The sequence below is a fragment of the Pseudoalteromonas sp. GutCa3 genome (assembly GCF_002836155.1).
Taxonomy (GTDB): domain Bacteria; phylum Pseudomonadota; class Gammaproteobacteria; order Enterobacterales; family Alteromonadaceae; genus Pseudoalteromonas; species Pseudoalteromonas arctica.
In genome coordinates, this window is sequence record NZ_PJBK01000056.1 from 102,404 (window position 1) to 127,663 (window position 25,260).

Genomic DNA, 25,260 nt, shown 5'->3' on the forward strand with positions numbered 1-25,260 from the left:
CCCGCTTTTTAGCGAGCACACTAGGTTACAAACCTCACGCCGCGATTAATTCCCCTAGATAAAACAAATCTTAAAACTGAAGATTTAACAGGCTCAATATATTAACGCGACTATTATTGATTAATTTGTCTGTGCAGCAATAATGAAACTAATACAACTGCAGCAAGACAAGCACATAACCATATTTCATAAAGCGATTATCTACCTTAGGCATGTATGTTTTTTGACGAGCAATAATTCGATTCCATTAACGTCGCAAAGCCAAAAACATAATTTAAACTTTAAATTTATTTAAATTCACTCTTAAATTTGCGATGTATCGGGCAATACTTTCATTCGCTTCTGATGTGTTTTTTGCACCTGTAGACGTTTCTATTGCAATGTTAGTAATATTAATCAGGTTTTGATTTATTTCACTTACAACAGCAGATTGCTCTTCTGCCGCGGTAGCAATCTGTAAGTTTAAGTCTGTAATTTCATTAACAGCAATGGCTGAGTTGGCAAATATTTCTGACGTTTGAGTACTTTTTTGCAGGCACTCGTCAGCACTATTAATGCCTTTATTCATACTAATAACCGCATTTTTAGCTTCGCTTTGTAAGCGAGTAACCAGTCCTTGTATATCAATGGTTGAAACCTGCGTTCGTTGAGCAAGCGCTCTCACTTCATCCGCAACTACTGCAAAGCCTCTACCAGTATCACCAGCGCGTGCAGCTTCTATAGCCGCATTTAAAGCAAGTAAGTTAGTCTGTTCGGCAATGCTTTGTATTGTGTCTAAAACACTACCAATGCTGTTCGTTTCAGTAACAAGGCACTCTATTACAGTGCTTGCTTCATCTATTTCTTGAGCTAAACGCTGAATAACAACTTTTGCCTGTGAAGCTTCTAATTTCCCCTTTGATACACGCTCTTTAACTGCTTCAGTTACGTCCGATGCATTTTGGGTATTACTAGCAACCTCTTGGGTAGTACAATTCATTTCCTCTACAGCGGTTGAAACCATTTCTGTCTCAGCTCTTTGCATTTCAACATTAACGACTGTTTCTTGCATTACAGTTACAGCAAACTTTGATGATTCATCTAATTGAGAGAGGTGTATATTAGCCTCGTTTATTGTTTCTCTTAGCATTAGTAAAAATTTATTAAATGCTCTCGCTGTATCTCCAGTTTCATCACCAGCGCTCTCGTCAAGTTTTAAAGTTAAATCACCATCGCCATCAGCTATTTCAATCAATCTATTTTTTAGCTTATTCACTGGTAAAGCAATTGCTCGACTGATCAAATATGATAAAGCAACGCCAACAATGACGGAGAATATAAATATATAAAGAATAAAATGAATACCTTGTTTCTCATCATTTTCAGCTTGGAGCGCTGAATTTAAGGTAAATTGTTGGATCTGGGACAGTAAAGCTATAAGCTTTTTATCGAACTTATCTTCCGCAACCTCTATTAATTTTACTTTATTACTCACACTAGAAACGGTCTGCGTTTTAGTCATCTCAATAACATCACTAATACTCACAGCAATACTTTGATACTCTTTATTTAAAAGCTTTAAATCGCTCGCGAGAGACTTAAAACTCAATTTCGCTTTTTCACTATGCAATTTATCAATTGAGTCAGTGACAAATTTTTCTGACTTATCAAATTCACTCTTAATTTTCTGTGTTAATGAAGTGAGTTTTTGCTCAATTTCTGCATTGTCACCCTCTGGATTTAAACTTACCTGTAATAAAGCTCGCTGAAATAATATTGTCTGTTCTAATTTATGCTCAGACATTTTAGAAAGCATATTGCTAAGCGGTATATCTCGCTCAGCTATATCAACTAGCTCTATACCAATTTTATTCATTTGTATTAAAGATATAACTCCGATCACAAACATTAGTAGTATTTGTGATACCCCTAGAAAGTATATTTTACTTGTAATAGACAATTTATTTAACATTTCAGACCTCTTAATAATTTAGGTTTAACCTAACTCTACAGTTACAAGTCAACACATTAAAAAGGTCTGGTAATAGCTAAACCCACAACAATTGCTTCTTCATTATCAATAAAATCAACAGCTATAGTGGGTGCAATTCCAAAATCTCCTATATGAAAATCATAAGCAGAACTAATGCGGTATAAATTTTCATTATGAGGGTGAGCTCCACCAATTCTCTCCTCACCATAGCCCACACCTAAACGTATACTTTTGGTTGGATGATAATAAAGCGAAGCCAAAGCTACAGCAGTACCATCGCCATGATGAGCATCGTTTGTACGCTCAAATATCACCCCAGCGCCCCAAGCTTGAGTAAACTTATATTCATATTCAACACCAAACGTAAACTCAGTCTCACTATCAAAATGTGTAGTACCAATAAAAAAACCGGGAATATGCTTTACCTCATCACTGGCTTGGGCAATTGGAGCTAAAAAAGTTAATAAACATACCGTGAGCTTTACAGTTTTATTTTTCATAATTTTCTCTTTTAAATAAGGAAACAAAAAAACTCCCACACTACATCACCGTCAGTATTCCTTATAACAAAGCTAAAATGTAATAACTAAATAAACTGTTAAAAAAAATTTATTTCATATGTGGGGCAATATCACTAGTAAATATAGGAAGGGTTGCTGACTTAGTAAAATTTTTATGAAATCATTCAAGACTATAAATGACGCAGTTTTATTTATATGAAACATGCTTATTTTTGCTGGGTGGGGTAACTCTTATCACTAATCACGATAGCAACATAGATTGAGGGCTATATTAATACCTATTCTCTGTACAGCACTCTAATAGAAAGAAGTAAGGGAACACTTAAAAAACGTTGAGAGGAAGCTACGAAGATATTAAGTCGTCATTAGATCATAATGATCGCCAAAAACCCAGAACAGCAATATAGCGTAACGCCTTGCCCCTCTAAGTAGGGACTACTTTTAATTAAATACCTGCAAGCCAAAATAATGGGCTATGCCATTTAAAATATTGGTAACCGCAACCGAGCTTAAAATAAGCCCCATAATTCTACTTATTATACTTGCGCCACTGTCACCAATTAATTTATGTACATGCGTTGCAAGCAGTAACAAAACCAGTACAACCGCTAATACAGCAAGCATCATTGAAGACGTTAGTAACTGCTCAACCCAGGTATATTCTTCATTACGAGTCATTAATACGGCGCCTAACATAGCGCCAGGGCTCGCGATAGACGGAATCGCAAGCGGAAAAATAGCGGTTTCAGTGCTGTCGCGTACACTTTTAATTTCGGCTTCAGGTTTACTTTCACCAAATATCATTGAAAGCGCAAAAATAAGTAATATGATACCGCCGGCTATTTGAAAAGCCGAAAGTGGAATTTCAATTGCGTTAAGTAATTGCTCACCTGCGAGTACAAAAAATAAGAGCACTAATGCAGATACGCCTACCGCTTTAAATATAACTTTACGTTTAAATTTCTCATCATCACCACGTGTGACTGCAATAAATACAGGTACAGTGCCAATGGGGTCAATAACCGCAAAAAAGAAAATAAATATAGCCAATAGTTCGTGCATTACTGGGTTTCCTAGGTAAAAAGCGCTTAATAAAAACGCTGCAACTACAACACAGTATGTTAGTATATCACGGTAGCATAAGGATAAGAGTAATGATGAATATAGAATCACTCGTAAGTAAAGCAAAACAAGTTTGTGACAACCGTGGTGCGCGTTTTACGCCTATCCGCGAGAAAGTATTTCGTCTATTAGCCAGTGCACAAGGTGGTGTTGGTGCATACGATTTGCTTGAGCAATTAAAAGTAACTGAAACAGGTGCTAAACCTGCAACTATTTATCGTGCATTAGACTTTTTAGCTGAACTAGGTTTTATTCATAAAATTGAAAGCACAAATGCATTTATGCTGTGCCATCATTTTGATCATATTCACCCGGTACAATTATTAATTTGCGATACATGTGGCTTTGTTAAAGAATTACACTCGAGTGTAATTTCGCATGAGCTTAATAATCTAGCTGCCGAAGGTGGCTTTGTCGTATCAGGGCAAACAATAGAAGCACATGGTAAATGTGAATCTTGCAGAGCATCATAATCCTTCAAAGTTATCCTTAGTGACTATACTCAAACTATATAGTCATTTCACAGAACAAATTTAAGAGTAGCCACTATGAATGTAGAATTCATCAATCCTTTTTTATCTTCTTTAATTAATGTTTTAAGCACTATGGCTCAAACTCAATTGAAGCCGGGCAAACCTCGCATTAAAACTGATGAGATAGCCTGTGGTGATGTATCAGGTTTGATTGGTATGGTTGGCCCGCAAACGCGAGGATCATTTTCAATTACATTTGATGAAGGATTAGCATTAACCATCATGGAGCGTATGCTTGGCGAACGCCCTGATACCATAGATGAAGAAGTTACCGATATGGTTGGCGAAATAACCAACATGGTAACTGGTGGTGCTAAAAATTTACTTGGCGAGAAAGGCTTCGACTTTGATATGGCAACGCCTATTGTGGTATCGGGTAAAGGTCATACAATTACTCATAAAAGCCAAGGTAAAAAAATCATCATGCCATTTAGTTGTGATGCTGGTAATGCAAACATTGAAGTTAGCTTCGATAAACTATGAGTTGGCAGCAAAAGCAAATTACATTAAAACCTCGCCAGCGAGGTTTTCATATAATTGATGACGAAATATTATCTCAACTTCCTGAACTGGCGAGTTACAAAATAGGCTTGTTACATTTATTTATTCAGCATACCTCAGCGAGCCTTACAATAAACGAAAATGCAGATCCCACTGTTCGTATGGACATGGAAAGCCATTTCAATAAATTCGTTCCTGAGCGTCAACCTTATTATCGCCACGATTATGAAGGTGACGACGACATGCCTGCACACATAAAAACCAGTACGTTAGGCTGCGAGCTAAGTATTCCTATTTCAAATGGTTATTTAGCGTTAGGTACATGGCAAGGCATTTATTTAGGTGAACATCGTGATTCTGGTGGCTCTAGACGAGTTATAGCAACTATTCAAGGGGAGCTATTTTAACAAAAGCTTCAGGTTTCAAAGTATTAACTCTTCTGTACCTCACTCATATCTCATAACTTCAAAGTACGACACCTTTCTTGTAGGCGCTGATCTCGCGCGAAGCGATAGCTTCTAACAACCAAAACTTCAATGCTGAATATTGCACATAGAATAAAGTAGATAAGGGAGATTTTAAATTATAATTTTATTTATGATTTTTAATACAGAAAATTTTGAAAGGATATAAAAAGATTGGAGCGGTACACGAGGCTCGAACTCGTGACCTCGACCTTGGCAAGGTCGCGCTCTACCAACTGAGCTAGTACCGCATTTTTATTTCTGTAGTTATTTACGCTTAAGCGCGACAGGTCGCGTTCAACATTCTAGCAACTGAGCTAGTACCGCATTATATTTTCATTCAACACTACAATTTCTTTTGGTTAGAAATTGGAGCGGTACACGAGGCTCGAACTCGTGACCTCGACCTTGGCAAGGTCGCGCTCTACCAACTGAGCTAGTACCGCATTTTTACTTTTTCAGTTATTTAACGCTTAAGCGCGACTGGTCGCGTTCAACATACTAGCAACTGAGCTAGCTTTTATTCACTTCAATTTCTTTTGGTTAGAAATTGGAGCGGTACACGAGGCTCGAACTCGTGACCTCGACCTTGGCAAGGTCGCGCTCTACCAACTGAGCTAGTACCGCATTTTTTATTTCTTCAGTTATTTTACGCTTAAGCGCGACAGGTCGCGTTCAACATTCTAGCAACTGAGCTAGTACCGCATTTTAATTGTGGATATAAAACGACCACAATAAAAACAACTCAAACACACTAACCCCGCGTGGGTTATCGTCTTGAGCGGGGCAGGATTTTACAATAATACAGTCTGTTTGCAAGTGTTTTTTACAAATTAAAGAAATTTTCTCTATAGACTTTTAATTCCATAATCGAATCTTTAATGTCATCCAAAGCAAGGTGTGAGCCTTTTTTGTTCACTTTTGCAAGCACTTCTGGTTTCCAGCGACGTGCTAATTCTTTAATAGTACTCACATCAAGATTTCTGTAATGAAAGAAGTCTTCAAGCTCGCGCATATATTTATTCATAAAGCGGCGGTCTTGACCAATTGAATTACCACACATTGGCGAAGTGCCTGCTGGTACCCACTGCTTTAAAAACGCTAAAGTTTGCTCTACAGCATAGGCTTCATCAAAGGTACTTGCTTTGCAGCGAGCTGTTAAACCCGACTTACCATGTTGAGTAGTACACCACTCGTCCATGCCATTTAGTAATTCATCACTTTGATGAATAGCTATAGTTGGCCCTTCGGCTAATATATTCAGGTCTGCGTCAGTGACAACCGTCGCAATTTCGAGTATTTTATCGGTCTCTGGTTCGAGCCCTGTCATTTCAAGATCGAGCCAAATTAAATTTGATTTATTAATAGTCATAATTACCTAAGCGGTGCTTTCCTTTAGATCCAACGCATTTCGATATATCATATTAGCATCAACCGTCGAGCTAAAGCTTTTTTTAGGAAAAGCGACATTTAACTAAGGTTATAGGCCTCCAGTGGCAAAACAAAAAAAATTAAGTAAAGGCCAATCGCGTCAGATCAAGGCCAATCACCAAAAGCGCATTAATAGTGCAGACTCAAGACCAGCTAAAAAAGGCGCGCAAGAGTGGCAAACCGATAACTTAGGTCAGGTCGAGAGCGCAATTGTAATCAGTCGTTTTGGCCAACACGCCGATGTCGAAACTGAGAACGGCGCTGTACTTCGCTGTAATATACGCCGTACCGTGTCTAATTTAGTGTGTGGTGATGAAGTATTGTTTCGCCGTGCCAAAGTAAGTGAAGGTGATTTAGCCGGTGTAATTGAAGCCACGCAAGAGCGTCGCTCGCAACTTACCCGCCCTGACTTTTACGACGGTGTTAAAGTTATTGCAGCAAACATTGACCAAATACTCATGGTATCGGCGGTATTACCCGAATTTACACCCAGTATTATCGACCGTTATTTAATAGCCTGTGAAGATATGGGCATTGAGCCAATTTTAGTGCTCAATAAAACCGATTTAATTGACGAAGCAGGCCTTAACGAAATACAAAAAGTTCTCGATATCTATCGTAAACTTGATTACCAAGTACTTCTTGTTAGTAATATATCAGGCGATGGTATTGATAAATTAAAAGAAGTACTTGTTGATAAAAATAATATTTTTGTTGGCCAAAGTGGTGTGGGTAAATCAACCCTCGTTAATACTGTATTGCCTAACGCTGAAATATTAACTAAAGAAGTATCTGAAAACAGCGGCTTAGGCCAGCACACAACAACAGTTTCGCGACTTCACCATTTACCAAGTGGCGGTAACCTAATCGACTCGCCAGGTATTCGTGAGTTTGGTTTATGGCATTTAGATGTTGAGCGTGTAACGTGGTGCTTTAAAGAGTTTAGAGAATTTATAGGCGGATGCCGCTTTAGAGACTGTAAACATTTAAACGATCCGGGTTGCATCGTTAAAGAAGCAGTAGCCGATGGAAGAATTTCTCAATTGCGCTTTGACAGCTACCACCGAATTTTAGAAACAATGGCCGATGGCCGTGCAGGCGCCCGTGCGCCTCGCGTATAATTTAGGAAAAATACTGTGAGTTTAGACAAATTTAAAATCGCAATGCAGTACGCAATGCCAAAACATTTTATTTCACGCGTAGTCGGAAAATTAGCTGCTGCAAAAGCGGGTGCTTTAACAACGACTTTAATTAAACTATTTATTAAGCAATATAAAGTAGATATGAGCGAAGCCCAATACCCAGATCCGGCTCATTATAAAAGCTTTAATGAATTTTTTACTCGCCCTTTAAAAGACGGCATGCGCCCAATGGTAGAAGATAGCAATATCATCATTCATCCAGTGGATGGCGCAATCAGCCAGCTAGGCGATATTGTTGACGGACAGCTAATACAAGCTAAAGGCCACGATTACAGCTTACAAGCGCTACTAGGCGGCTCACAAGATGATACAACACCATTTTTAAGCGGTAAGTTTGCCACTATTTATTTAGCGCCTAAAGATTACCACCGTATTCATATGCCAATTGATGGCACACTAAGCAAAATGATTTATGTGCCAGGTGATTTATTTTCAGTAAACCCACTTACAGCGCAAAACGTGCCTAACTTGTTTGCACGTAACGAACGTGTGGTAGCAATTTTTGAAACTGAGATTGGTCAGCTTGCTATGGTACTTGTTGGCGCAACAATTGTAGCCAGTATAGAAACTATTTGGGCAGGTACTGTCACGCCACCAGCAGGTAGCGATGTATTTAGTTGGAAATACCCAACCACTGGCGATAACGCTATCACGCTTAAAAAGGGTGAAGAAATGGGTCGCTTTAAATTAGGCTCTACTGTGGTACTTGCATGGGGTGCTGATAAAGCTGAAATATTGGAAGATCAACTACCTGAAGTGGTTACTCGCTTAGGTACTGCGTTTGCAAAAATTAACGACTAAAATCAATCGTTAATTTGAAATTAAAAAACCGCGTTTATTTAAACGCGGTTTTTTATTTTTGTAGGCGTAAAGCCTGCTTACGCGAAAAGGGCCGCTTTTAATATTTATAACTGATACTTTACTTACTTATTGGCTTCTCTAAAGCGAAGCGCCCTCTTAACCTCTTTGTGAATAAATCACTTAAGATCTTATTGCACAAAAAGAAGTAAAAGAGGAGTAAATGAGAAGATATCTGGCATAGAAATTACGAGCTTTTCTCGTCACGCCAGCAAGCTGTGCGTATACAAGCTGTGCGTATACAAGCTGTGCGTATACAAGCTGTGCGTATACAAGCTGTGCGTATACAAGCTTGGTGTAAGAGTTTTGATGTACTGTAGGCGTGAAGCTTGCTCACGCGAAAAGCGCAGCTTTTAATTTTTTAACGCCACATGTAATAACAGGCGCAAGCCCCTCAAAAACCTATTTACCACACTCTTTACACTCTGAATCTTTAATCACTTTAAAGTGCTGTTGTTTTAAAGTGAGCGCATCGAAGGTTATAAACACACATCCCTCTGCATAGCCCAGTAATAAGTTGAGCGTAAGTTGCGCCTGCATAGAGCCTATTACACCCAGTAGCGGGCTAATTACTCCTGCGTTACTGCAATTTATAACCGGTGTAGCTTCGCTTTGTGGAAAAACACAGCCATAACATGGGCTATCACTTTGCCTAAAATCAAAGCCCATTAACTGCCCTTTGGTTGCCAATGCGGCACCAGAAATTAACGGTGTTTTATTAGCAATACAATAACGATTAACGCAATAGCGAGTGCTAAAGTTATCAGAGCAATCAAGTACGATGTCAGCACCTTTTAGCATGTTAACTGCATTATTCTCATCTAACTTTTGGCAATGCGTTACTATGTCTATTTGATTATTAAGACTCGCTAATACTTTACCCGCTGCAGCGACCTTGTTTTGCCCTAAGTGGTTTATTTTATAAAGCACTTGGCGCTGTAAATTTGAAAGCTCAACTTCGTCATCGTCAATTAAAATAAGCGTTCCAATGCCCGCCGCAGCTAAATACAAAAGTGCTGGGCTACCTAAACCACCAGCCCCCACTACTGCAACCGTTGAGGATTTAAGTGCTAACTGCCCTTCAAGCCCAACTTCTTCAAGCAACAAATGGCGGCTATAACGCAGGGTTTCTTTTTCGCTTAGCTCATTCACGTTTACCAGCCTTGTTAGTATTGCCCTTGTTAATATTAATGTGCACTGCTTATGGCCACTTGCAGAGCACTTATAGCCTCTACGTAATTATCAGCCTCGGTAATCGCACGCACTACGGCAACACTGCCTACGCCGGTTTTCGCTACCTGCTCAGCACGGCTTAAGTCAATACCGCCTATTGCCACTGTTGGATAGCTTTGCATAAGCGGTACAAATTTAATCAGCTTTTCAAGACCTTGTATTTGCCCTGTCATGTCTTTTGTTGTGGTTGGGTAAATAGCACCAAATGCCATATAACTAGGGCGATAATTATGCGCACGCAGCATTTCATAAAAGCCATGAGTAGAAAGCCCAAGCCTTAGCCCAGCGTCTTTAATAGCGGCTAAATTAGCAATCTCTAAATCCTCTTGCCCTAAATGCACACCATACGCACCATGCTTAATAGCTAGCTGCCAGTAATCGTTTATAAATACCTGTGCGTTGTATTGCTTGCCCAGCTCAACAGCTTGCTTAATGAGCGCATCAAGCTCGTCTTGCGTTTTATTTTTAACGCGTAACTGCGCTGTTTTAATGCCTTGTTGTAAGCACTTTTCTAACCAATCGGTGCTATCAACAACCGCATATAAGCCCATCGATTTACTTTCACAAGGCGCAAAATCTGCCGCCATATTAAAATCAAGCGGCACATCAAAATCTAGTTCATCACCCAGCCAACTACCAGGCTCAATAACTTGTGGGTAGTCAGCTAAATTAGTAGGGAACGAGGTCTGAGCAACCGGCCCAATCCCCTCACCGTAGCGTACCGACTGTTTTAGCCCTTGGTTTATATACGCTTTAGCTAAAATAAAGGCATCTTTTAATGGGTAGTCTTTAGCTAAACACGCTGCAATTACCGAAGCCATGCTACACCCGGTTCCGTGGTTATGCGGTGTTTGTATTTTTTGATTGCCTAACCAGTATTCTTCACCATTTTGCGTATTACTATCAATACAATAATCAATGCAGTAGCCACTTGGGTAATCCCAATGCCCGCCTTTAATAACAACGGCTTTAGCGCCCCAGCTTAATAACTTATTAGCCGCTTCTTTTATTGCAGCCGGGCCAATTAAATACACACCGGTTAATAACTGTGTTTCGTGTGTGTTTGGAGTTATTACATCCACCAGCGGCAGTAAACATTCTTTTATTGCGCTTACCGTGTCTTCTTCTGTTAGTAAGTCACCGCTTGAGGCAATAGCGACAGGGTCATATACAATAACGGGAGGCACAGGCCATTTAGCTTTATAATGACTTATATGCTCGCTGATTAACTGAATTTGCTGCACGTTGGCTAACATGCCAATTTTTATCACTTTGGCTTTCATGTCTTTTTCGAGTGCAAGTAACTGAGATTCAATAATATCGGTAGACACTGCATTAATAGCTTCTACACCTAAACTGTTTTGCGCAGTAAGCGCCGTAATAGCCGTACACCCATGTACACCAAAACTTTGCATTGCTTTTATGTCTGCTTGAATGCCTGCACCGCCGCCAGAATCAGAGCCGGCAATTGTCCATACTACGTTATTCATATTTGTCTCCTCACAGCGATTACATTGAACTAACGAGCTATTTAATTAGATAGAATGCTCATATTTTTAATAAAACTGCTATTTTTCTTGATGCCAAAATGGCATGCCCATTGTTGGGGTTGATGGAGCTGCAACGTCTTTTTCAGGCATCGCTTTTGCTTTATATGCAAAGCGCCCTGCTTCAACTGCGGCTTTAAATGCGCGGCTCATAGTGATTGGGCAGCCAGCACCTGCAATGGCTGAATTTAATAATACCGCATCATACCCCATTTCGAGTGCTTGGCAGGCATGTGATGGCAAACCTAAACCAGCATCGACTATCAATGTGGTATCAGGTAGGCGTTCTCGAATAGTTTTTAAATTATAGCTATTTAACAATCCCTTACCGGTGCCTATTGGTGCTCCCCATGGCATAAGCACCTCACAACCTAGCTCATTTAAACGCTGGCAAAGTACTAAGTCATCGGTGCAATAAGGCAATACTTTAAAGCCATCATCAATCAATATTTTTGTCGCTTCAAGTAGCGCAAAAGGGTCAGGCTGTAAATTGTAATCATCGCCAATCAGCTCTAGCTTTATCCAATCGGTGGCAAATACCTCTCGGCACATTTTTGCAAGCGTTATAGCTTCTTTAACACTGTGACACCCTGCGGTATTAGGGAGTATTTTTAAACCTGTATTTTTTATTAACTGCCAAAAGTCATCACCGGCTGCAGCACTTTGCTGGCGCCTAAGCGACACAGTTACTATTTCAGCCCCAGAGGCAACTATCGATTGGGTCATAATGTCGGGCGACGGATAAAGCGCAGAGCCTATTAATAAGCGACTCTTTATTTGCTCTCCATAAATAGTTAAACAGTCTTTAGTTTGCATAAGCCTTATCCGCCTTGAATGGGCGATAGCAACTCAACACTGTCGCCTTCATTAAGTACATAGTTACTGTGCTGACTTTGTGGAATAAATTCGCTATTAACAGCAACAGCAAAAGGCGCGGCTGCACCAAAACTTTGAAGTACCTCAACGAGCGCTTTGCTATTAACATTAAGTAGCTCGCCATTAATTGTAATGTTCATTTTATTCTCACTCTATTCGTGAAACTGCTTGCGCCACTAATGCCGGCGCCAACATATAACCATGTCGATATAAGCCGTTAATGCTAATTACATTACCAACTTGTGATACTTCTGGGCGGTTATCGCTAAATGCGGGGCGTAATCCGGTTTGAATATTAAGTAGTCGTGCTTCGGCAAACCCGCTATGTACGGTATAAGCGGCTGAAAGTAATTCAAGGGTTGAGCGCACTGTTGCCGCGCCGCTGTCTTGCGATTCGATTTCGGTCGCACCAATTACATATTCATTATTGGGTTTAGGCGCTATATAAATTGGATAACGCGGGTGCATTAAACGCACGGGCCTGATTAAACTTACCTCTGGTGCGTATAACCTTGCTACTTCGCCGCGCACACCTCTAAGCGGTTTATCAACTTGAGTATTTTTAGCACCAAGCCCACGGCAATCAATAATGTAATCGAATGGTCGATTATTTATTTTGTTGTCGTTAATGGTTACGCGCTGATTAAATACAAACTTTACTTTGCGTTTGTTGAGCTGTGCAAAGCTGGCTTTATAAAATGCTTGGTTATCTATTTGCCCCTCGCAGGGTAAAAATAAACCTTGATTAAAGCGCCCTGCTGCAAGTTCAGGTTCAAGCATTGTAATTTGCTGAGCATTTATATGCTCGGCAGTATGATCAGCTAGCGGTTTTATTCGCTGTGCAAAGCTTTGTAAATCGCCTTTGTCCTGTTGGTGCGCAATGACCAAAGTGCCTTGCTGCTGAAAAAAAACCTCACTTTCAAGTTCTGCAATAATGCTGGGCCAGCGCTTCATTGAATCAAGACCCATTAAAGCTAAATCAGCCTCGCACAAAACCGACTCAGCAAGCGGGGCAAGCATTGCTGCTGCCACTTTACCAGCGCTATTTGGTGTATGCTCATCGTCTGCTTCAAAAACAGTGACATAGTGCTGTTTACTTAATTCAAGCGCAGCTAACCTGCCCGCTAAACCAAACCCAACCACGGCAATGTTATAAGACATAAAAACCTCCAAAAGCAGTTATTAGTAGGTGCGAATTCACTCGCACTTCTTCAACTTTTAAAGAAGCGAGGTATAACACCTCACCTACGTCTGCATCTCTTGCAATAATTGTTTTATACCGCTTTGTGGTAAATCTCTGAGCCTGTTTGCTTAAACTCAGCTGATTTAGCTTTCATTTCGGCTTCTACATCAACCATTTTGATTTCAATAGCCTCGCCAGCATCATTTGGATCAATACCGCGTGTTTCTAAATCTTTAGCGTAATCACGTACTTCTTGGCTAATTTTCATAGAGCAAAATTTAGGACCACACATAGAGCAAAAGTGAGCCACTTTGCCTGATTCTTGCGGCAAGGTTTCGTCGTGATATTCGCGAGCACGGTCAGGATCTAAACCAATATTAAATTGATCATGCCATCTAAACTCAAAGCGTGCTTTTGATAAGGCGTTATCGCGCTCTTGCGCGCCTGGGTGCCCTTTTGCTAAATCAGCGGCATGCGCTGCAATTTTGTAGGTAATTAAGCCTTCTTTAACATCTTCTTTATTTGGCAGACCTAAATGCTCTTTAGGTGTTACATAACACAGCATTGCACAGCCGTACCATGCTATTTGAGCCGCCCCAATACCCGAGGTAATATGGTCGTACCCTGGTGCAATATCAGTCGTTAGCGGGCCTAATGTATAAAATGGCGCTTCGTCGCAATGCTTTAATTGCTCATCCATATTGGCTTTAATCATGTGCATCGGCACATGTCCAGGGCCTTCAATAAATACCTGTACATCGTGCTTCCACGCAATTTTAGTCAGTTCACCTAATGTGCGTAGCTCACTAAACTGCGCTTCATCGTTAGCATCAGCAATAGAGCCTGGGCGAAGTCCATCACCAAGTGAAAAACACACATCGTATTGTTTTAAAATTTCGCAAATGTCTTCAAAGTGCGTGTATAAAAAATTTTCTTTATGATGCGCTAAACACCACTTAGCCATAATTGAGCCACCGCGCGACACAATGCCGGTCACGCGTTTAGCCGTCATTGGTACGTAACGAAGCAGTACACCGGCGTGAATAGTAAAGTAGTCAACGCCCTGCTCGGCTTGCTCTATAAGCGTATCGCGGAAAATTTCCCACGTTAAATCCTCAGCCACACCGTTTACTTTTTCAAGCGCTTGATAAATCGGTACTGTGCCAATAGGTACTGGCGAGTTACGTACAACCCATTCGCGCGTTTCGTGAATGTAGCGTCCCGTTGATAAGTCCATCACGGTGTCTGCGCCCCAGCGGGTAGACCACACCATTTTTTCTACTTCTTCTTCAATAGATGAGCTAACCGATGAGTTACCAATGTTGGCGTTAACTTTAACTAAAAAGTTACGCCCTACAATCATAGGTTCGGTTTCTGGGTGGTTTATATTATTTGGTAAAATAGCGCGACCACGGGCTATTTCGTCGCGTACAAATTCTGGGGTAATAAATTCAGGAATACTCGCACCAAACGACTCGCCTTTATGCTGAGCGGCTAGTAATTCTTTACGAATTTCTGCACGTCCCATATTTTCACGAACAGCTACGTACTCCATTTCAGGAGTAATAATCCCTTGGCGTGCGTAGTGCATTTGCGTTACGTTTTTACCAGCGACACCACGGCGAATTTTTGGAAGGTGATCAAAGCGAATATGATCCAGCCCTTCATCTGCCATACGTTGCTGCGAAAACTGCGACGTCACTGATTCTAAAACCTCGGTGTCACCACGGCTTTCAATCCATTGTTCACGAAATTTTGGTAAGCCTTTGCGTACATCAAGTTCAAAATTAGGATCGGTATACGGGCCCGACGTATCGTAAACACGAAGCGGATCGTTTGACTCATAAACAGGGTTTTCATCTGTGCCGCCAATAAACGTATCACTTAATGTGATTTCACGCATACCAACGCGCACGCCAAGTTGAGTGCCTTCAACGTATACTTTATGAGAATTTGGAAACGGTTGACCCGTTAAGTTATAAATATATTCAGACGCGGCAGCACGAGTTTCTCGGCGTGACGCTTTATTTGTAGTATTTGACATGACTTGCCTCATTGCTTAAGGGTTGTCTTGTCAGATATTCCGAGGAATAGAGAAAGATCGTAAAGTAGCGTACATGCTACTTTGCAGCCTAAAAAATAAATCACTTTATTGTGCGCATAAAAAAAGACGCACAAGCGTCCCATTTTAGGCAGCTTGTTCCCTACGCAGGTATTAACCTGATCAGGTTCACGGATCCCGCTTTCGCGATCTCAGCCAAAAACTAATTACTTAGCTTTGGCACTCCGACAAGTATTGATATATAAATTCTGTTCGTTAATTTGAAGGTGTTATCCATCAAATCTGCGCTGAGTGTACGTCAGTTAAAAACTGCCCGCAAGGGGCTGTTTTTCAAAAACTTAAAATTATTTAGGGATAAACACAAATGTTTGCTCGCCTTGCATGACTAATTGCTGGTCTTGCATTTTAAGCTCTGCACCTTGCTTTAAGGCTTGTAATAACTGCTGCTCAAACTCATCAAGGTCTTCGCCGCACGACTTGCGCGTCATTCCTAATTTACTTACGGTAAGGTTACTTTCTTCAAGCGAGCCTTCACCAAAAAATTTGTTACAGCCAGCAAAACCGTTTACTTGCAGTGCTTCAATAAAGCTCATTGATGCATTAAACGAAGGTGGAATTGCTAAACCATCAACACGTGATAATTGCCATTGGGTGTATTTAAGCTGCTCACTGGTAACCGTCCCTGTTGATGCGCAACCAACACATAAACCGACTATAAGCATCGGTATTGCTGCTAATTTCATGCTACTACTAACTAATTGTCTAATTAATATAATTGTAACAATATTTATGCCCTTTATCCGTTAAAAATGCATGTTTTAAATGTAAATTTTTGTTCTATGATAGTTCAAAAGTTATGCGATTAAGTACTAAGTTGTAGTTTTAAATACGTTATCTATTTGCTCTGGTAAAAACGGTCTACCTTTTTCATTAACAGACGTTCCTATAACCAGTGCATTGAGCATTACTTTTTCATCCCTTTTACGTATGACCGTTTGCTTAAACGCAAATTTTAAACGACTAATACGCTGCGGCTCCACAGCCACATAAAATTCATCACCTGGTAATAGTGAATGTTTATAGTCCATTTCGCTGCGCATCACGACTAGGTTAATTTTATCTTTCGCTAATTGAGCAAAATTAATACCGTGTGCGTACAAAAATTCATGGCGAGCATGCTCTAAATAATTAAAATAAACACTGTTATTTACGATACCTTGTAAGTCACATTCGTAATCACGTACTTTGAAGTCAACTTTAAAGGTCATATTAGTAATCCTGATTATTTAACGTATAATTGCCGCGTTTATAGCACATGTGTTTAAATAATTGCTACCATACGAGTCCCTAAAATGGAGTTAAGTAACCCAATGAACTTACGTTTGTCTTTAATTACTGCCGCACTTTTACCGCTGCTTGGTGCACCAATTGCAGCTAACGCTGATGATAGCGACCTAGAAAGAATTGTTGTAACCGGCGATTTTCAGCGCGAAAGCATTCAAACTTTAAGCGCGAGTGCGAGCTTATTCAGCGAAGATGAAATTAATCAACGTGGTGCAAGTTACTTAGACGAAATGTTAGGCAGTACCGCCAATGTAAATTTTGCATCTGGTGCATCGCGTGGTCGTTACATCCAAATTCGTGGCGTGGGACTTCGCTCACAATTTGTAGATCCTATTAATCCATCTGTAGGCTTAGTTATTGATGGTATTAACTATTCTGGTCTTGGTGGCAGCTCATTATTATTTGATATAGACCAAGTAGAAATTTATCGTGGCCCACAAGGAACACGCTTTGGCGCAGACGGTATGGCCGGTATGATCCAAATGGGTTCAGCTAAAGCCACGAGCGATCCAAGTTTAAAATTACAAGTAGGTGCTGGCACGTACAACACCCGCGAAGCAGGTATTGCAGCAAGCACTGGTTTAACAGATGACACTAGCGCACGCGTTAGCTACTTTCGCAGAAAGTCAGACGGTTACGTAGATAACTTGTACTTAAATGACGAAACACAAAATCAAGACGAACAAGTAGCCCGCTTTAAAATAAACAGTCAGCTTACAAAGCATTTAAATACTGAGCTAAACCTGCATTATATTGATATAAACAACGGATACGATGCGTTTACGCTTGATAACAGCCGCAATAGTGTTGCCGACGAGCCAGGGCAAGATAATCAAGAAAGCTACGCAATAGGTGTTAAGAATACTTACACGGGTTTTGACGCTTTTGATGTAAATCTAAACCTGTCGGCTATTGATACCGAATTACTTTACAGCTTTGACGAAGACTGGGTATGTAACGATACAAGTGAGCCAAAGTTATGTGCTGCTGGCTTACATCCAGATGGATACAGCTCAACTGATTTATACAGCCGCGATCGCGACGATCAGTCTGTAGATTTACAGTTTAATTCTAAAACGGGTAACTGGGTTGCGGGTATTTATTACCAAAACCGTGATGTTGATTTAGAGCGCCAATACACATGGTTAGCAAGCCCGTTTTCTTCAACTTACGAAACGAGTAACGTTGCAGTATATGGTCAAGTAGCGACTCCAATTGGCCCTAAAACAACATTAATTACAGGTTTACGTGTAGAGCAATACCAAGGCGACTACACCGATAGCAATGGCTTTATACAAGACACCGATGACGTAATGGTTGGCGGTAAAATAGCACTTGAATATCAAGTAATTGACCGTACGATGATCTACGCAAGCATTACGCGTGGCTACAAAGCTGGCGGTATTAACTCAGAAGCACTAGCTAAAGCCAAAGATGAAGGCTTAAACCTAAGCGCTGATTTTTTCCAGCAACACACCAGTTTCGACCCTGAATATTTATGGAGCGGCGAATTTGGTGTTAAAGGTTCATCACTTGATGACAAATTTACACTTCGCTTAGCTGCATTTTACATGCACCGCGACGATATTCAGTTAAAAGCATGGCAAGTAGAAGGTCAGCAATTTACCGGTTATGTTGATAACGCAAGTTCTGGTAGCAACTACGGATTAGAGGTTGAAGGTAGTTACCAACTAACTGATAATCTATTTTTAACGGGTAGTGCTGGTTACTTAAACACTGAAATAGATGACTTTGTAACGCAGTCTGGCTTAAACCAAGACGGTCGTGAGCAAGCACAGTCACCTAAATACCAGTATGCGTTTACTGCTCGCTATAACTTTACAAGTGAGCTTTACGGTATGATTGGTGTTGAAGGTAAGGACGACTACTACTTCTCAGATAGTCATAACTCACAGGCACCAAGCAGCAACTTAGTTAACTTAAGCTTTGGCTACGAAGCAGACATGTGGGCAGTTCGCGCATGGGCTCGTAACGTGTTTGACGAAACAGTCCCTACTCGTGGTTTTGAGTTTGGTAACGATCCACAAGATGGTTACGCAACGCATACCTACACACAATTAGGTGAGCCTCGTGTTGCAGGTGTTACGTTTACACTTAATCTGTAAAGCATAGCCGTTGGCTTTCAAATGAAAGCTTTCTGCAAGCAAATAAAAACACCGCGTTTAATTTAAACGCGGTGTTTTTATTTGTAGGTGAGGTTTTATACCTCGCTTTTTTATAAAGTTAAATTACACGAGCGCGCAATAAATTCGCACCTACAGGTTTGGCGTATGTTGTTGGGGTTGATGTTTATTTGTAGGTGAGGTTTTATACCTCGCTTTTTTATAAAGTTAAATTACATGAGCGCGAAATAAATTCGCACCTACAGGTTTGGCGTAAGTGTTGGGTTTGATGTTTATTGTAGGTGAGGTTTTATACCTCGCTTTTTATAAAGTTAAATTACATGAGCGCGAAATAAATTCGCACCTACAGGTTTGGCGTAGGTTGTTGGGTTTGATGTTTATTGTAGGTGAGGTTTTATACCTCGCTTTTTATAAAGTTAAATTACATGAGCGCGAAATAAATTCGCACCTACAGGTTTGGCGTATGGGGTTGATGTTTATTTGTAGGTGAGGTTTTATACCTCGCTTATTTATAAAGTTAAATTACATGAGCGCGAAATAAATTCGCACCTACAGGTTTGGCGTATGGGGTTGATGTTTATTGTAGGTGAGGTTTTATACCTCGCTTATTTATAAAGTTAAATTACATGAGCGCGAAATAAATTCGCACCTACAAGCCAAGCATCACGCTCTTTGCACATCAAACATAAATAATAATAAAACGTGTTGTAGACGTAGAGCTTGCTCACGTGAGAAGCGAAGCTTCTAATTACTTTAAACTAAGCATAAACGACATATAATCGAACAACTTTTTAAAGCTTCGCTTTAACGCGCCTACAAGTCAAGCATCAGGCTCTTTGTACATCAAACGCTATTACGTCTTTAATTTTTTCTTTATTTGTTGCGAGCATTACCAACCTATCAATCCCCAAAGCCACCCCTGCGCACTGTGGTAATCCATGCTCCAGCGCTTTAATTAAACGCGTATCCATTGGCACTTGCTTTAAACCGTTTTCAGCGCGGTATGCGTTATCTTCATTAAAACGTTTAGCTTGCTCGCTGGCATTTGTCAGTTCGTTAAAGCCATTCGCCAATTCCATATTTTTATAATAAAGCTCAAAGCGCCCTGCTACACGTGTATCGTGTTCACAAATTTGAGCAAGTGCCGCTTGAGAAGCTGGAAAATGATACACAAAACATGGCTTAGCCTGCCCTATTGTTGGCTCTACTTTCATACAAAATAATAATTGCAGTAAGGTATCTTTATGCGTTTCATTTTGGGCTATATCAGCAAACCCCTGCTCACACGCTAGTTGCTTTAATTGCTCTATGCTTGCTGTTAACGGGTCTAGCCCGAGTGCTTGTTCAAACGCTTGCTGATAGGTAAGTCTAGTTGCAGGCTCGACACCTAAAACAAGCTGCATAAGCTCATCCATTTCATCCATAAGTGCAAATTCATCAAAGCCTGGGCGATACCATTCCAGCATAGTAAATTCAGGATTGTGATGGCTACCCGCTTCTTCATTTCTAAATGCTTTACAAAGCTGAAAAATAGCGCCTGAGCCTGCTGCTAACAAGCGTTTCATGGCAAACTCTGGAGATGTTTGTAAAAATAAAGGAAGCCCACCAGCATGCCCTGGACCTACAAATGTGGTATTAAAACTGGCTAAGTGCACATCGGTTACACTGGCAGCACTTAAGCTTGGCGTTTCTACTTCTAAAACATCACGTGCATAAAAAAATTCACGGATGCGACGTAATATCGCTGCGCGTTGCTTTAGTGTTTCAATGCTTGCGCTTGGGGCCCAAAGATCTGCTGACATATTTTCTCCAAAAAAAATCCCAGCGTAAGCTGGGATTTTATAAACAATGTTAAAGCTTACTTAACACGGCTTACGTATTCACCGTTACGAGTGTCTACTTTAATTACTTCGCCAATTTGTACGAATAATGGAACTCGTACTACAGCACCTGTGCTAAGCGTTGCTGGTTTACCACCAGTACCCGCTGTATCGCCTTTAAGGCCAGGATCTGTTTCAGTGATCTCAAGCTCAACAAAGTTAGGTGGTGTAACAGCAATAGGGCTGCCGTTCCATAATGTAATTGTGCATAAATCATTTTCAACTAACCATTTAACTGCATCGCCTAGTGCTTTTTCGTCAGCAGCAATTTGCTCAAATGTTTCGTTGTTCATGAAATGCCAAAATTCGCCGTCTGTGTATAGATACGCTAAATCAGTATCCATTACATCAGCACCTTCAACTGATTCACCCGATTTAAAGGTTTTTTCAAGCACCTTACCAGAGATAAGTTTACGGATACGAACACGGTTAAACGCCTGGCCTTTACCAGGTTTTACCATTTCATTTTCTAAGATACTGCAAGGCTCGCCATCCATCATAATTTTTAGGCCGCCCTTGAACTCGTTGGTGCTATAATTCGCCATCGTTTCCTCTATTTATATTTTTTCGAGTAATCTACATGCCAATGATACAAAGAAATGAAGCAAATTTGCATAAAAACTGGCAAAAAGAATTAGCAAATGTAGTTACCTGCCCAAAAACCTTGCTTGAAATGGTCGGTTTATCGAGCCAAGTCCATGAAAACGACCTAAAAGCCCGTAGTTTATTTCCGGTACGCGTGCCTATCCCTTTTATAAAAAAAATACGCAAAGGCGATCCAAACGATCCTCTTTTGCTACAAGTTATGCCACGCCATCAAGAATTTTTGACTAAATCGGGTTTTAATAAAGATCCCCTACTTGAGCAAGATAACGACCAACCAGGCCTTTTACATAAGTACAAATCGCGTGTTTTGGTGATGTTTAAAACCGGCTGTGCTGTAAATTGTCGTTACTGCTTTAGAAGGCATTTTCCGTATCAAGAAAACCAACTCAATAAAAAAAGTCTGCTAGAAACACTGAGCTATATAAAATCAGATAGCAATATAAACGAAGTGATTTTAAGTGGTGGCGATCCACTGATGGCCAAAGACGATGCAATAAGCTGGTTTTTGGATGAGCTTGAGCAATTACCACAAATAAAACGAATGCGAATTCATAGCCGTTTGCCAGTAGTTATACCGGCGCGAGTTACCGATGAGTTATGTGAGAGATTAGCAAAATCGCCATTAAAAATTATTTTTATTAATCACATAAACCACGCCAACGAAATAGACGCTGATTTTAAAGCTGCTATGCAAAAGCTTAAACAAGCAAACGTAACGCTTCTAAACCAAGCTGTAATTTTAAAAGATGTGAACGATACGGTTGATGCGCAAATAAATTTAAGCGAAGCGTTATTTGACGCAGACGTATTGCCGTATTATTTGTATTTGCTAGATAAAGTTGAAGGGGCGAGCCACTTTGATATTAATGAAGCGCAAGCAATTGAAATAATGGCAGAGCTATTAAAAGCTCTGCCTGGATTTTTAGTGCCTAAATTAGTAAGAGAAATCGGTGGTCAAAAAAGCAAAACACCTATCGATCTTAAGCTAATTTAAAACAGCATTTAAACGTATATATTTACGTTGTTACCCAATGATGCAGTTACCGATTTAGCCGGTGTTTGCGCACTTGACGATTGTGCAGCACCTTCAATAAGTGCAAGAGCCGCCGCGCCATCTGCTAACTGCTGCTTTTTAGATAAAGCAGCGCTGTAAAGCTCACTGCCTTGGCCTGAGCCAGAAACAGCGGGTAAACTTGTGCCTGATATATTCATATAACAAACCTGACTTTTAAATGTAATCCAAGTATTATGTCGGCAATGCAGTGCAAAGCTTTAGGAAAACCATGGATTCTATTATTGAACAACTCAATGCCAACTTAAAAATTGTTTACCGTCAGGCACTTGATGCTGACAAAAAACTCGACGAGCTTCAACAGCAAGGTCACGGTAAGTTTAAAGCCTTATTTACTGCCGATTCTGGCTTTAGCTTTGAAGCCAAACGTTTTAAGCCTTACGTACTTGACGTAGCCGCTGATGTTGAAAGCTTATCTAACGATGGTTTTGAAGAAGAAAAACTGAAAACAACCGTTATTAAGTTACAACAAATACTCACGTTGTTAGCTACTTTTAAGTAAAGCTTAAAAATAAAAATGCCGCTATTTAGCGGCATTTTTATTTTCAGTTAATCTAAACTTGGTAATATTTGTTCACCAAACCACTCTGTTAATAAGCGTTTTTCGTAATAAAATGATTCGTCGCGGCCCATTTTAATTTTATCCATAAAGCCCATATCTTTAAGCTCCACATCAGTATCTTTACTTAGCACTGTACCGTCGTTATCGGTTAACGAATAATTTAGCTTAATGCGTGGAAAATAAATTGGTTTTACTACACGAATTTCGTCCATACCACCATAACGCACATCACCTGCTAAATCTAAATCTGTAAACTCTACGTTTAATTTATAATCTTTTGGCAATTGCTCGGCTAGTTTAGCCATATGCTTTTCGAAACTTGCTGCCACACTTTTGTGATATGAGCTCTTAGTTTGGTTTGACGCTCGCACATCACGATAATCATTAAAGTCATGCCATTTAACAACAGACTCACCAGCATGGGCAAGCGCAGGTAATGCGATACACATTGTTGTTGCTATTTTTTTAACTAAATTCATATCTTTCTCCAAAGAGGTAGACCAATCACAAAAGTGTAGATTGGAGTAAACCTAGCATTAGCTATTACTAGACTCATTTTAGCACTTGTTTATTAACTATAACTTAATCTTACGTATAAAGTGTTATTTGTACTGAGTAAAATGTAATCAAAAGTACTTAATTTACCGTTATTAAAAAAAGATGTTATTTAAACTATAGAAATTACAGATAAAGCATGTAAATCACCTCTATTTATGGTGAAATTAACTCAATTGATAAAAGGTACCCACGGAGCTTTCATGACTATTTTAGTAACCGGTGGCGCTGGCTATATTGGCTCGCACACTGTTTTAGAACTTTTACAACAAGGTAACGATGTTGTTGTTATTGATAATTTAAGTAACTCATCACAAGAATCACTTGCGCGCGTAAAGAATATTACAGGCAAAGAGGCCACTTTTTACCAAGGCGATATTCTCGATAAATTCTTTTTAGATTCAGTATTTGCAAAACACACGGTTGATAGTGTTATACATTTTGCGGGCTTAAAATCAGTAGGCGAGTCGGTAGCAAAGCCCATTGAGTACTATCAAAACAATGTACAAGGTACGCTTACGCTTGTTGATGCAATGCGCGATGCTGGTGTATTTAAATTAGTATTTAGCTCGTCAGCCACAGTATACGGCGACCCTGCAAGCTTACCAATTAAAGAAGACTTTCCTGTAGGCGGTACTACTAACCCGTACGGCACATCTAAGCTGATGGTTGAGATGATGCTACAAGATATCGCCAAATCAGATGAGCGCTTTGCGTTTGCTATTTTGCGTTACTTTAACCCAGTGGGTGCACATGAGTCGGGCTTAATTGGTGAAGATCCTAATGGTATTCCAAACAACCTTTTACCGTTTATCGCACAAGTAGCGGTAGGTAAATTAAAGCAACTCGCTGTATTTGGTGATGACTACGACACAGTCGATGGCACAGGTGTACGCGACTATATACACGTTGTAGATTTAGCTATTGGTCATTTAAAAGCGCTTGATAAAATTGCCAGCAGTACGGGTGCATTAGTTTATAACCTAGGTACTGGTAATGGTTACTCTGTACTACAAATGGTTAATGCATTTATTAAAGCAAGCGATCAAGCTGTACCTTATCAGGTTTCACCTCGCCGCCCGGGTGATATTGCAGCGTGTTATGCAGCGCCAGAAAAAGCACTTAATGAACTTGGCTGGGAAGCAGTGCGCGGTATTGATGAAATGATGCAAGATACGTGGCGCTGGCAGTCAAATAACCCTAACGGTTATAAGGGTTAAGTAAAAATGGCAAGTCAGAAAACATAGTAATTACGAGCTTCGCTCGTCACGCCAGCAAGCAGGGCGTCTACACGTAATTTAACCACAGCGTTAAGTTTTGGCTGTAGGCGTAGAGCTTGCTCACGCGAAAAGCGCAGCTTTTAATATTCAAACTGATTGTTACCTACTTTTGGCTCTCTAAAGCGCAGCGTCCTCTTAGCCTCTTTGTGAATAAATCACTTAAAATCTTATTGCACAAAGAGAAGCAAAAGAGGAGTAAATGAGAAAACATAAAACATAAAACATAAAACATAGTAATTATCTATTTTTACTTCTCTAAAGCGCAGCGCCCTCTTAGCCTCTTTGTGAATAAATCAATTAAAATCTTATTGC

General features: G+C 40.2%; 25 protein-coding genes, 3 tRNA genes and 1 riboswitch. Of the genes, 9 read left to right on the top strand and 19 right to left on the bottom strand.

Annotation, left to right across the window (positions count from 1 at the left end; genetic code table 11):
* Nucleotides 1–274: 274 nt before the first annotated feature.
* The 3 genes from CXF64_RS09760 to CXF64_RS09770 all read right to left on the bottom strand — a co-directional run bounded on the left by CXF64_RS09760 (nucleotide 275) and on the right by CXF64_RS09770 (nucleotide 3,555).
* Nucleotides 275–1,951, bottom strand: coding sequence for a methyl-accepting chemotaxis protein (locus tag CXF64_RS09760; protein WP_232783796.1), 1,677 nt, complete (start codon nucleotides 1,949–1,951; stop codon nucleotides 275–277).
* Between the two features lie 56 nt (nucleotides 1,952–2,007).
* A complete protein-coding gene (locus CXF64_RS09765) occupies nucleotides 2,008–2,472 on the bottom strand; it encodes a hypothetical protein (RefSeq protein WP_101216902.1) in 465 nt (154 codons plus the stop codon).
* 462 nt (nucleotides 2,473–2,934) lie between these two features.
* Nucleotides 2,935–3,555 carry a MarC family protein gene (locus tag CXF64_RS09770; RefSeq protein ID WP_101216903.1) on the bottom strand — a complete coding sequence of 207 codons (621 nt, stop codon included), beginning with the start codon at nucleotides 3,553–3,555 and terminating at the stop codon, nucleotides 2,935–2,937.
* 95 nt (nucleotides 3,556–3,650) lie between these two features.
* Here CXF64_RS09770 and CXF64_RS09775 point away from each other — a divergent pair, with 95 nt between their 5' ends.
* From CXF64_RS09775 to CXF64_RS09785, 3 genes are all read left to right on the top strand, one after another.
* Entirely contained in the window at nucleotides 3,651–4,088 is a 438-nt protein-coding gene (locus tag CXF64_RS09775; protein WP_007580267.1) for a transcriptional repressor, read from the top strand.
* 75 nt (nucleotides 4,089–4,163) lie between these two features.
* Nucleotides 4,164–4,631: a chemotaxis protein CheX gene (locus CXF64_RS09780; protein WP_007580265.1), complete on the top strand. Its 468-nt coding sequence runs from the start codon at nucleotides 4,164–4,166 to the stop codon at nucleotides 4,629–4,631.
* Nucleotides 4,628–5,056 (top strand): secondary thiamine-phosphate synthase enzyme YjbQ, encoded by a 429-nt coding sequence (locus CXF64_RS09785; protein ID WP_010554254.1) that lies wholly within the window; start codon nucleotides 4,628–4,630, stop codon nucleotides 5,054–5,056. Before CXF64_RS09780 ends, CXF64_RS09785 begins: the two co-directional genes overlap by 4 nt.
* Before the next feature lie 232 nt (nucleotides 5,057–5,288).
* Here CXF64_RS09785 and CXF64_RS09790 read toward each other — a convergent pair.
* The 4 genes from CXF64_RS09790 to orn form a co-directional block, all read right to left on the bottom strand.
* Nucleotides 5,289–5,364: transfer RNA gene (locus CXF64_RS09790), tRNA-Gly, on the bottom strand.
* A gap of 119 nt (nucleotides 5,365–5,483) precedes the next feature.
* Nucleotides 5,484–5,559: transfer RNA gene (locus tag CXF64_RS09795), tRNA-Gly, on the bottom strand.
* A 105-nt stretch (nucleotides 5,560–5,664) separates the two neighbouring features.
* A tRNA-Gly gene (locus CXF64_RS09800) sits at nucleotides 5,665–5,740 on the bottom strand.
* 199 nt (nucleotides 5,741–5,939) lie between these two features.
* The gene (gene orn / locus CXF64_RS09805; protein WP_007585019.1) at nucleotides 5,940–6,485 is read right to left on the bottom strand and encodes an oligoribonuclease; all 546 of its coding nucleotides are present in this window, start codon (nucleotides 6,483–6,485) and stop codon (nucleotides 5,940–5,942) included.
* A gap of 121 nt (nucleotides 6,486–6,606) precedes the next feature.
* Between orn and rsgA the strand changes: the two genes are divergently transcribed.
* Both rsgA and asd read left to right on the top strand, forming a co-directional pair.
* Nucleotides 6,607–7,665: a small ribosomal subunit biogenesis GTPase RsgA gene (gene rsgA, locus CXF64_RS09810; protein WP_101216904.1), complete on the top strand. Its 1,059-nt coding sequence runs from the start codon at nucleotides 6,607–6,609 to the stop codon at nucleotides 7,663–7,665.
* 15 nt (nucleotides 7,666–7,680) lie between these two features.
* The gene (gene asd / locus CXF64_RS09815; protein WP_198551134.1) at nucleotides 7,681–8,547 is read left to right on the top strand and encodes an archaetidylserine decarboxylase; all 867 of its coding nucleotides are present in this window, start codon (nucleotides 7,681–7,683) and stop codon (nucleotides 8,545–8,547) included.
* A gap of 459 nt (nucleotides 8,548–9,006) precedes the next feature.
* Here the strand turns inward: asd and CXF64_RS09820 are convergent, their stop codons facing one another.
* The 8 genes from CXF64_RS09820 to CXF64_RS09855 form a co-directional block, all read right to left on the bottom strand.
* The gene (locus CXF64_RS09820; RefSeq protein ID WP_101216905.1) at nucleotides 9,007–9,756 is read right to left on the bottom strand and encodes a HesA/MoeB/ThiF family protein; all 750 of its coding nucleotides are present in this window, start codon (nucleotides 9,754–9,756) and stop codon (nucleotides 9,007–9,009) included.
* 35 nt (nucleotides 9,757–9,791) lie between these two features.
* Nucleotides 9,792–11,327 carry a thiamine phosphate synthase gene (thiE, locus tag CXF64_RS09825; protein ID WP_101216906.1) on the bottom strand — a complete coding sequence of 512 codons (1,536 nt, stop codon included), beginning with the start codon at nucleotides 11,325–11,327 and terminating at the stop codon, nucleotides 9,792–9,794.
* Between the two features lie 78 nt (nucleotides 11,328–11,405).
* Nucleotides 11,406–12,200, bottom strand: a complete 795-nt coding sequence (locus tag CXF64_RS09830) for a thiazole synthase (RefSeq protein WP_024613054.1) — start codon at nucleotides 12,198–12,200, stop codon at nucleotides 11,406–11,408.
* A 5-nt stretch (nucleotides 12,201–12,205) separates the two neighbouring features.
* Nucleotides 12,206–12,400 (bottom strand): sulfur carrier protein ThiS, encoded by a 195-nt coding sequence (gene thiS / locus CXF64_RS09835; protein ID WP_024606375.1) that lies wholly within the window; start codon nucleotides 12,398–12,400, stop codon nucleotides 12,206–12,208.
* A 7-nt stretch (nucleotides 12,401–12,407) separates the two neighbouring features.
* A complete protein-coding gene (locus tag CXF64_RS09840; RefSeq protein ID WP_101216907.1) occupies nucleotides 12,408–13,421 on the bottom strand; it encodes an FAD-dependent oxidoreductase in 1,014 nt (337 codons plus the stop codon).
* A gap of 113 nt (nucleotides 13,422–13,534) precedes the next feature.
* Nucleotides 13,535–15,487 (bottom strand): phosphomethylpyrimidine synthase ThiC, encoded by a 1,953-nt coding sequence (thiC, locus tag CXF64_RS09845; protein ID WP_101216908.1) that lies wholly within the window; start codon nucleotides 15,485–15,487, stop codon nucleotides 13,535–13,537.
* Nucleotides 15,488–15,627: 140 nt separating this feature from the next.
* Nucleotides 15,628–15,742, bottom strand: a riboswitch (TPP riboswitch).
* Nucleotides 15,743–15,849: 107 nt separating this feature from the next.
* Complete coding sequence (locus CXF64_RS09850) at nucleotides 15,850–16,248, bottom strand: META domain-containing protein (RefSeq protein ID WP_010555269.1); 399 nt, start codon at nucleotides 16,246–16,248, stop codon at nucleotides 15,850–15,852.
* Between the two features lie 126 nt (nucleotides 16,249–16,374).
* Entirely contained in the window at nucleotides 16,375–16,773 is a 399-nt protein-coding gene (locus tag CXF64_RS09855; protein WP_101216909.1) for an acyl-CoA thioesterase, read from the bottom strand.
* A gap of 84 nt (nucleotides 16,774–16,857) precedes the next feature.
* On the opposite strand from CXF64_RS09855, the gene CXF64_RS09860 reads away from it, so the two are divergent.
* Nucleotides 16,858–18,975: a TonB-dependent receptor gene (locus tag CXF64_RS09860; RefSeq protein ID WP_198551135.1), complete on the top strand. Its 2,118-nt coding sequence runs from the start codon at nucleotides 16,858–16,860 to the stop codon at nucleotides 18,973–18,975.
* 845 nt (nucleotides 18,976–19,820) lie between these two features.
* Here the strand turns inward: CXF64_RS09860 and epmA are convergent.
* Both epmA and efp read right to left on the bottom strand, forming a co-directional pair.
* Nucleotides 19,821–20,795: an elongation factor P--(R)-beta-lysine ligase gene (gene epmA, locus CXF64_RS09870; protein WP_101216912.1), complete on the bottom strand. Its 975-nt coding sequence runs from the start codon at nucleotides 20,793–20,795 to the stop codon at nucleotides 19,821–19,823.
* 56 nt (nucleotides 20,796–20,851) lie between these two features.
* The gene (efp, locus tag CXF64_RS09875; RefSeq protein WP_024596699.1) at nucleotides 20,852–21,418 is read right to left on the bottom strand and encodes an elongation factor P; all 567 of its coding nucleotides are present in this window, start codon (nucleotides 21,416–21,418) and stop codon (nucleotides 20,852–20,854) included.
* 41 nt (nucleotides 21,419–21,459) lie between these two features.
* Between efp and epmB the strand changes: the two genes are divergently transcribed.
* On the top strand, nucleotides 21,460–22,473 hold the full coding sequence (gene epmB / locus CXF64_RS09880; RefSeq protein WP_101216916.1) for an EF-P beta-lysylation protein EpmB: 1,014 nt from the start codon (nucleotides 21,460–21,462) through the stop codon (nucleotides 22,471–22,473).
* Between the two features lie 8 nt (nucleotides 22,474–22,481).
* On the opposite strand, the gene CXF64_RS09885 is transcribed toward epmB, so the two are convergent.
* Nucleotides 22,482–22,691, bottom strand: a complete 210-nt coding sequence (locus tag CXF64_RS09885; RefSeq protein WP_002960797.1) for a hypothetical protein — start codon at nucleotides 22,689–22,691, stop codon at nucleotides 22,482–22,484.
* Between the two features lie 71 nt (nucleotides 22,692–22,762).
* Here CXF64_RS09885 and CXF64_RS09890 point away from each other — a divergent pair, with 71 nt between their 5' ends.
* Nucleotides 22,763–23,053 carry a hypothetical protein gene (locus CXF64_RS09890; RefSeq protein WP_007585044.1) on the top strand — a complete coding sequence of 97 codons (291 nt, stop codon included), beginning with the start codon at nucleotides 22,763–22,765 and terminating at the stop codon, nucleotides 23,051–23,053.
* Nucleotides 23,054–23,100: 47 nt separating this feature from the next.
* Here the strand turns inward: CXF64_RS09890 and CXF64_RS09895 are convergent, their stop codons facing one another.
* On the bottom strand, nucleotides 23,101–23,592 hold the full coding sequence (locus CXF64_RS09895; RefSeq protein WP_010555263.1) for a DUF3016 domain-containing protein: 492 nt from the start codon (nucleotides 23,590–23,592) through the stop codon (nucleotides 23,101–23,103).
* 279 nt (nucleotides 23,593–23,871) lie between these two features.
* On the opposite strand from CXF64_RS09895, the gene galE reads away from it, so the two are divergent.
* On the top strand, nucleotides 23,872–24,888 hold the full coding sequence (gene galE / locus CXF64_RS09900; protein WP_007585049.1) for a UDP-glucose 4-epimerase GalE: 1,017 nt from the start codon (nucleotides 23,872–23,874) through the stop codon (nucleotides 24,886–24,888).
* Nucleotides 24,889–25,260 lie beyond the last annotated feature (372 nt).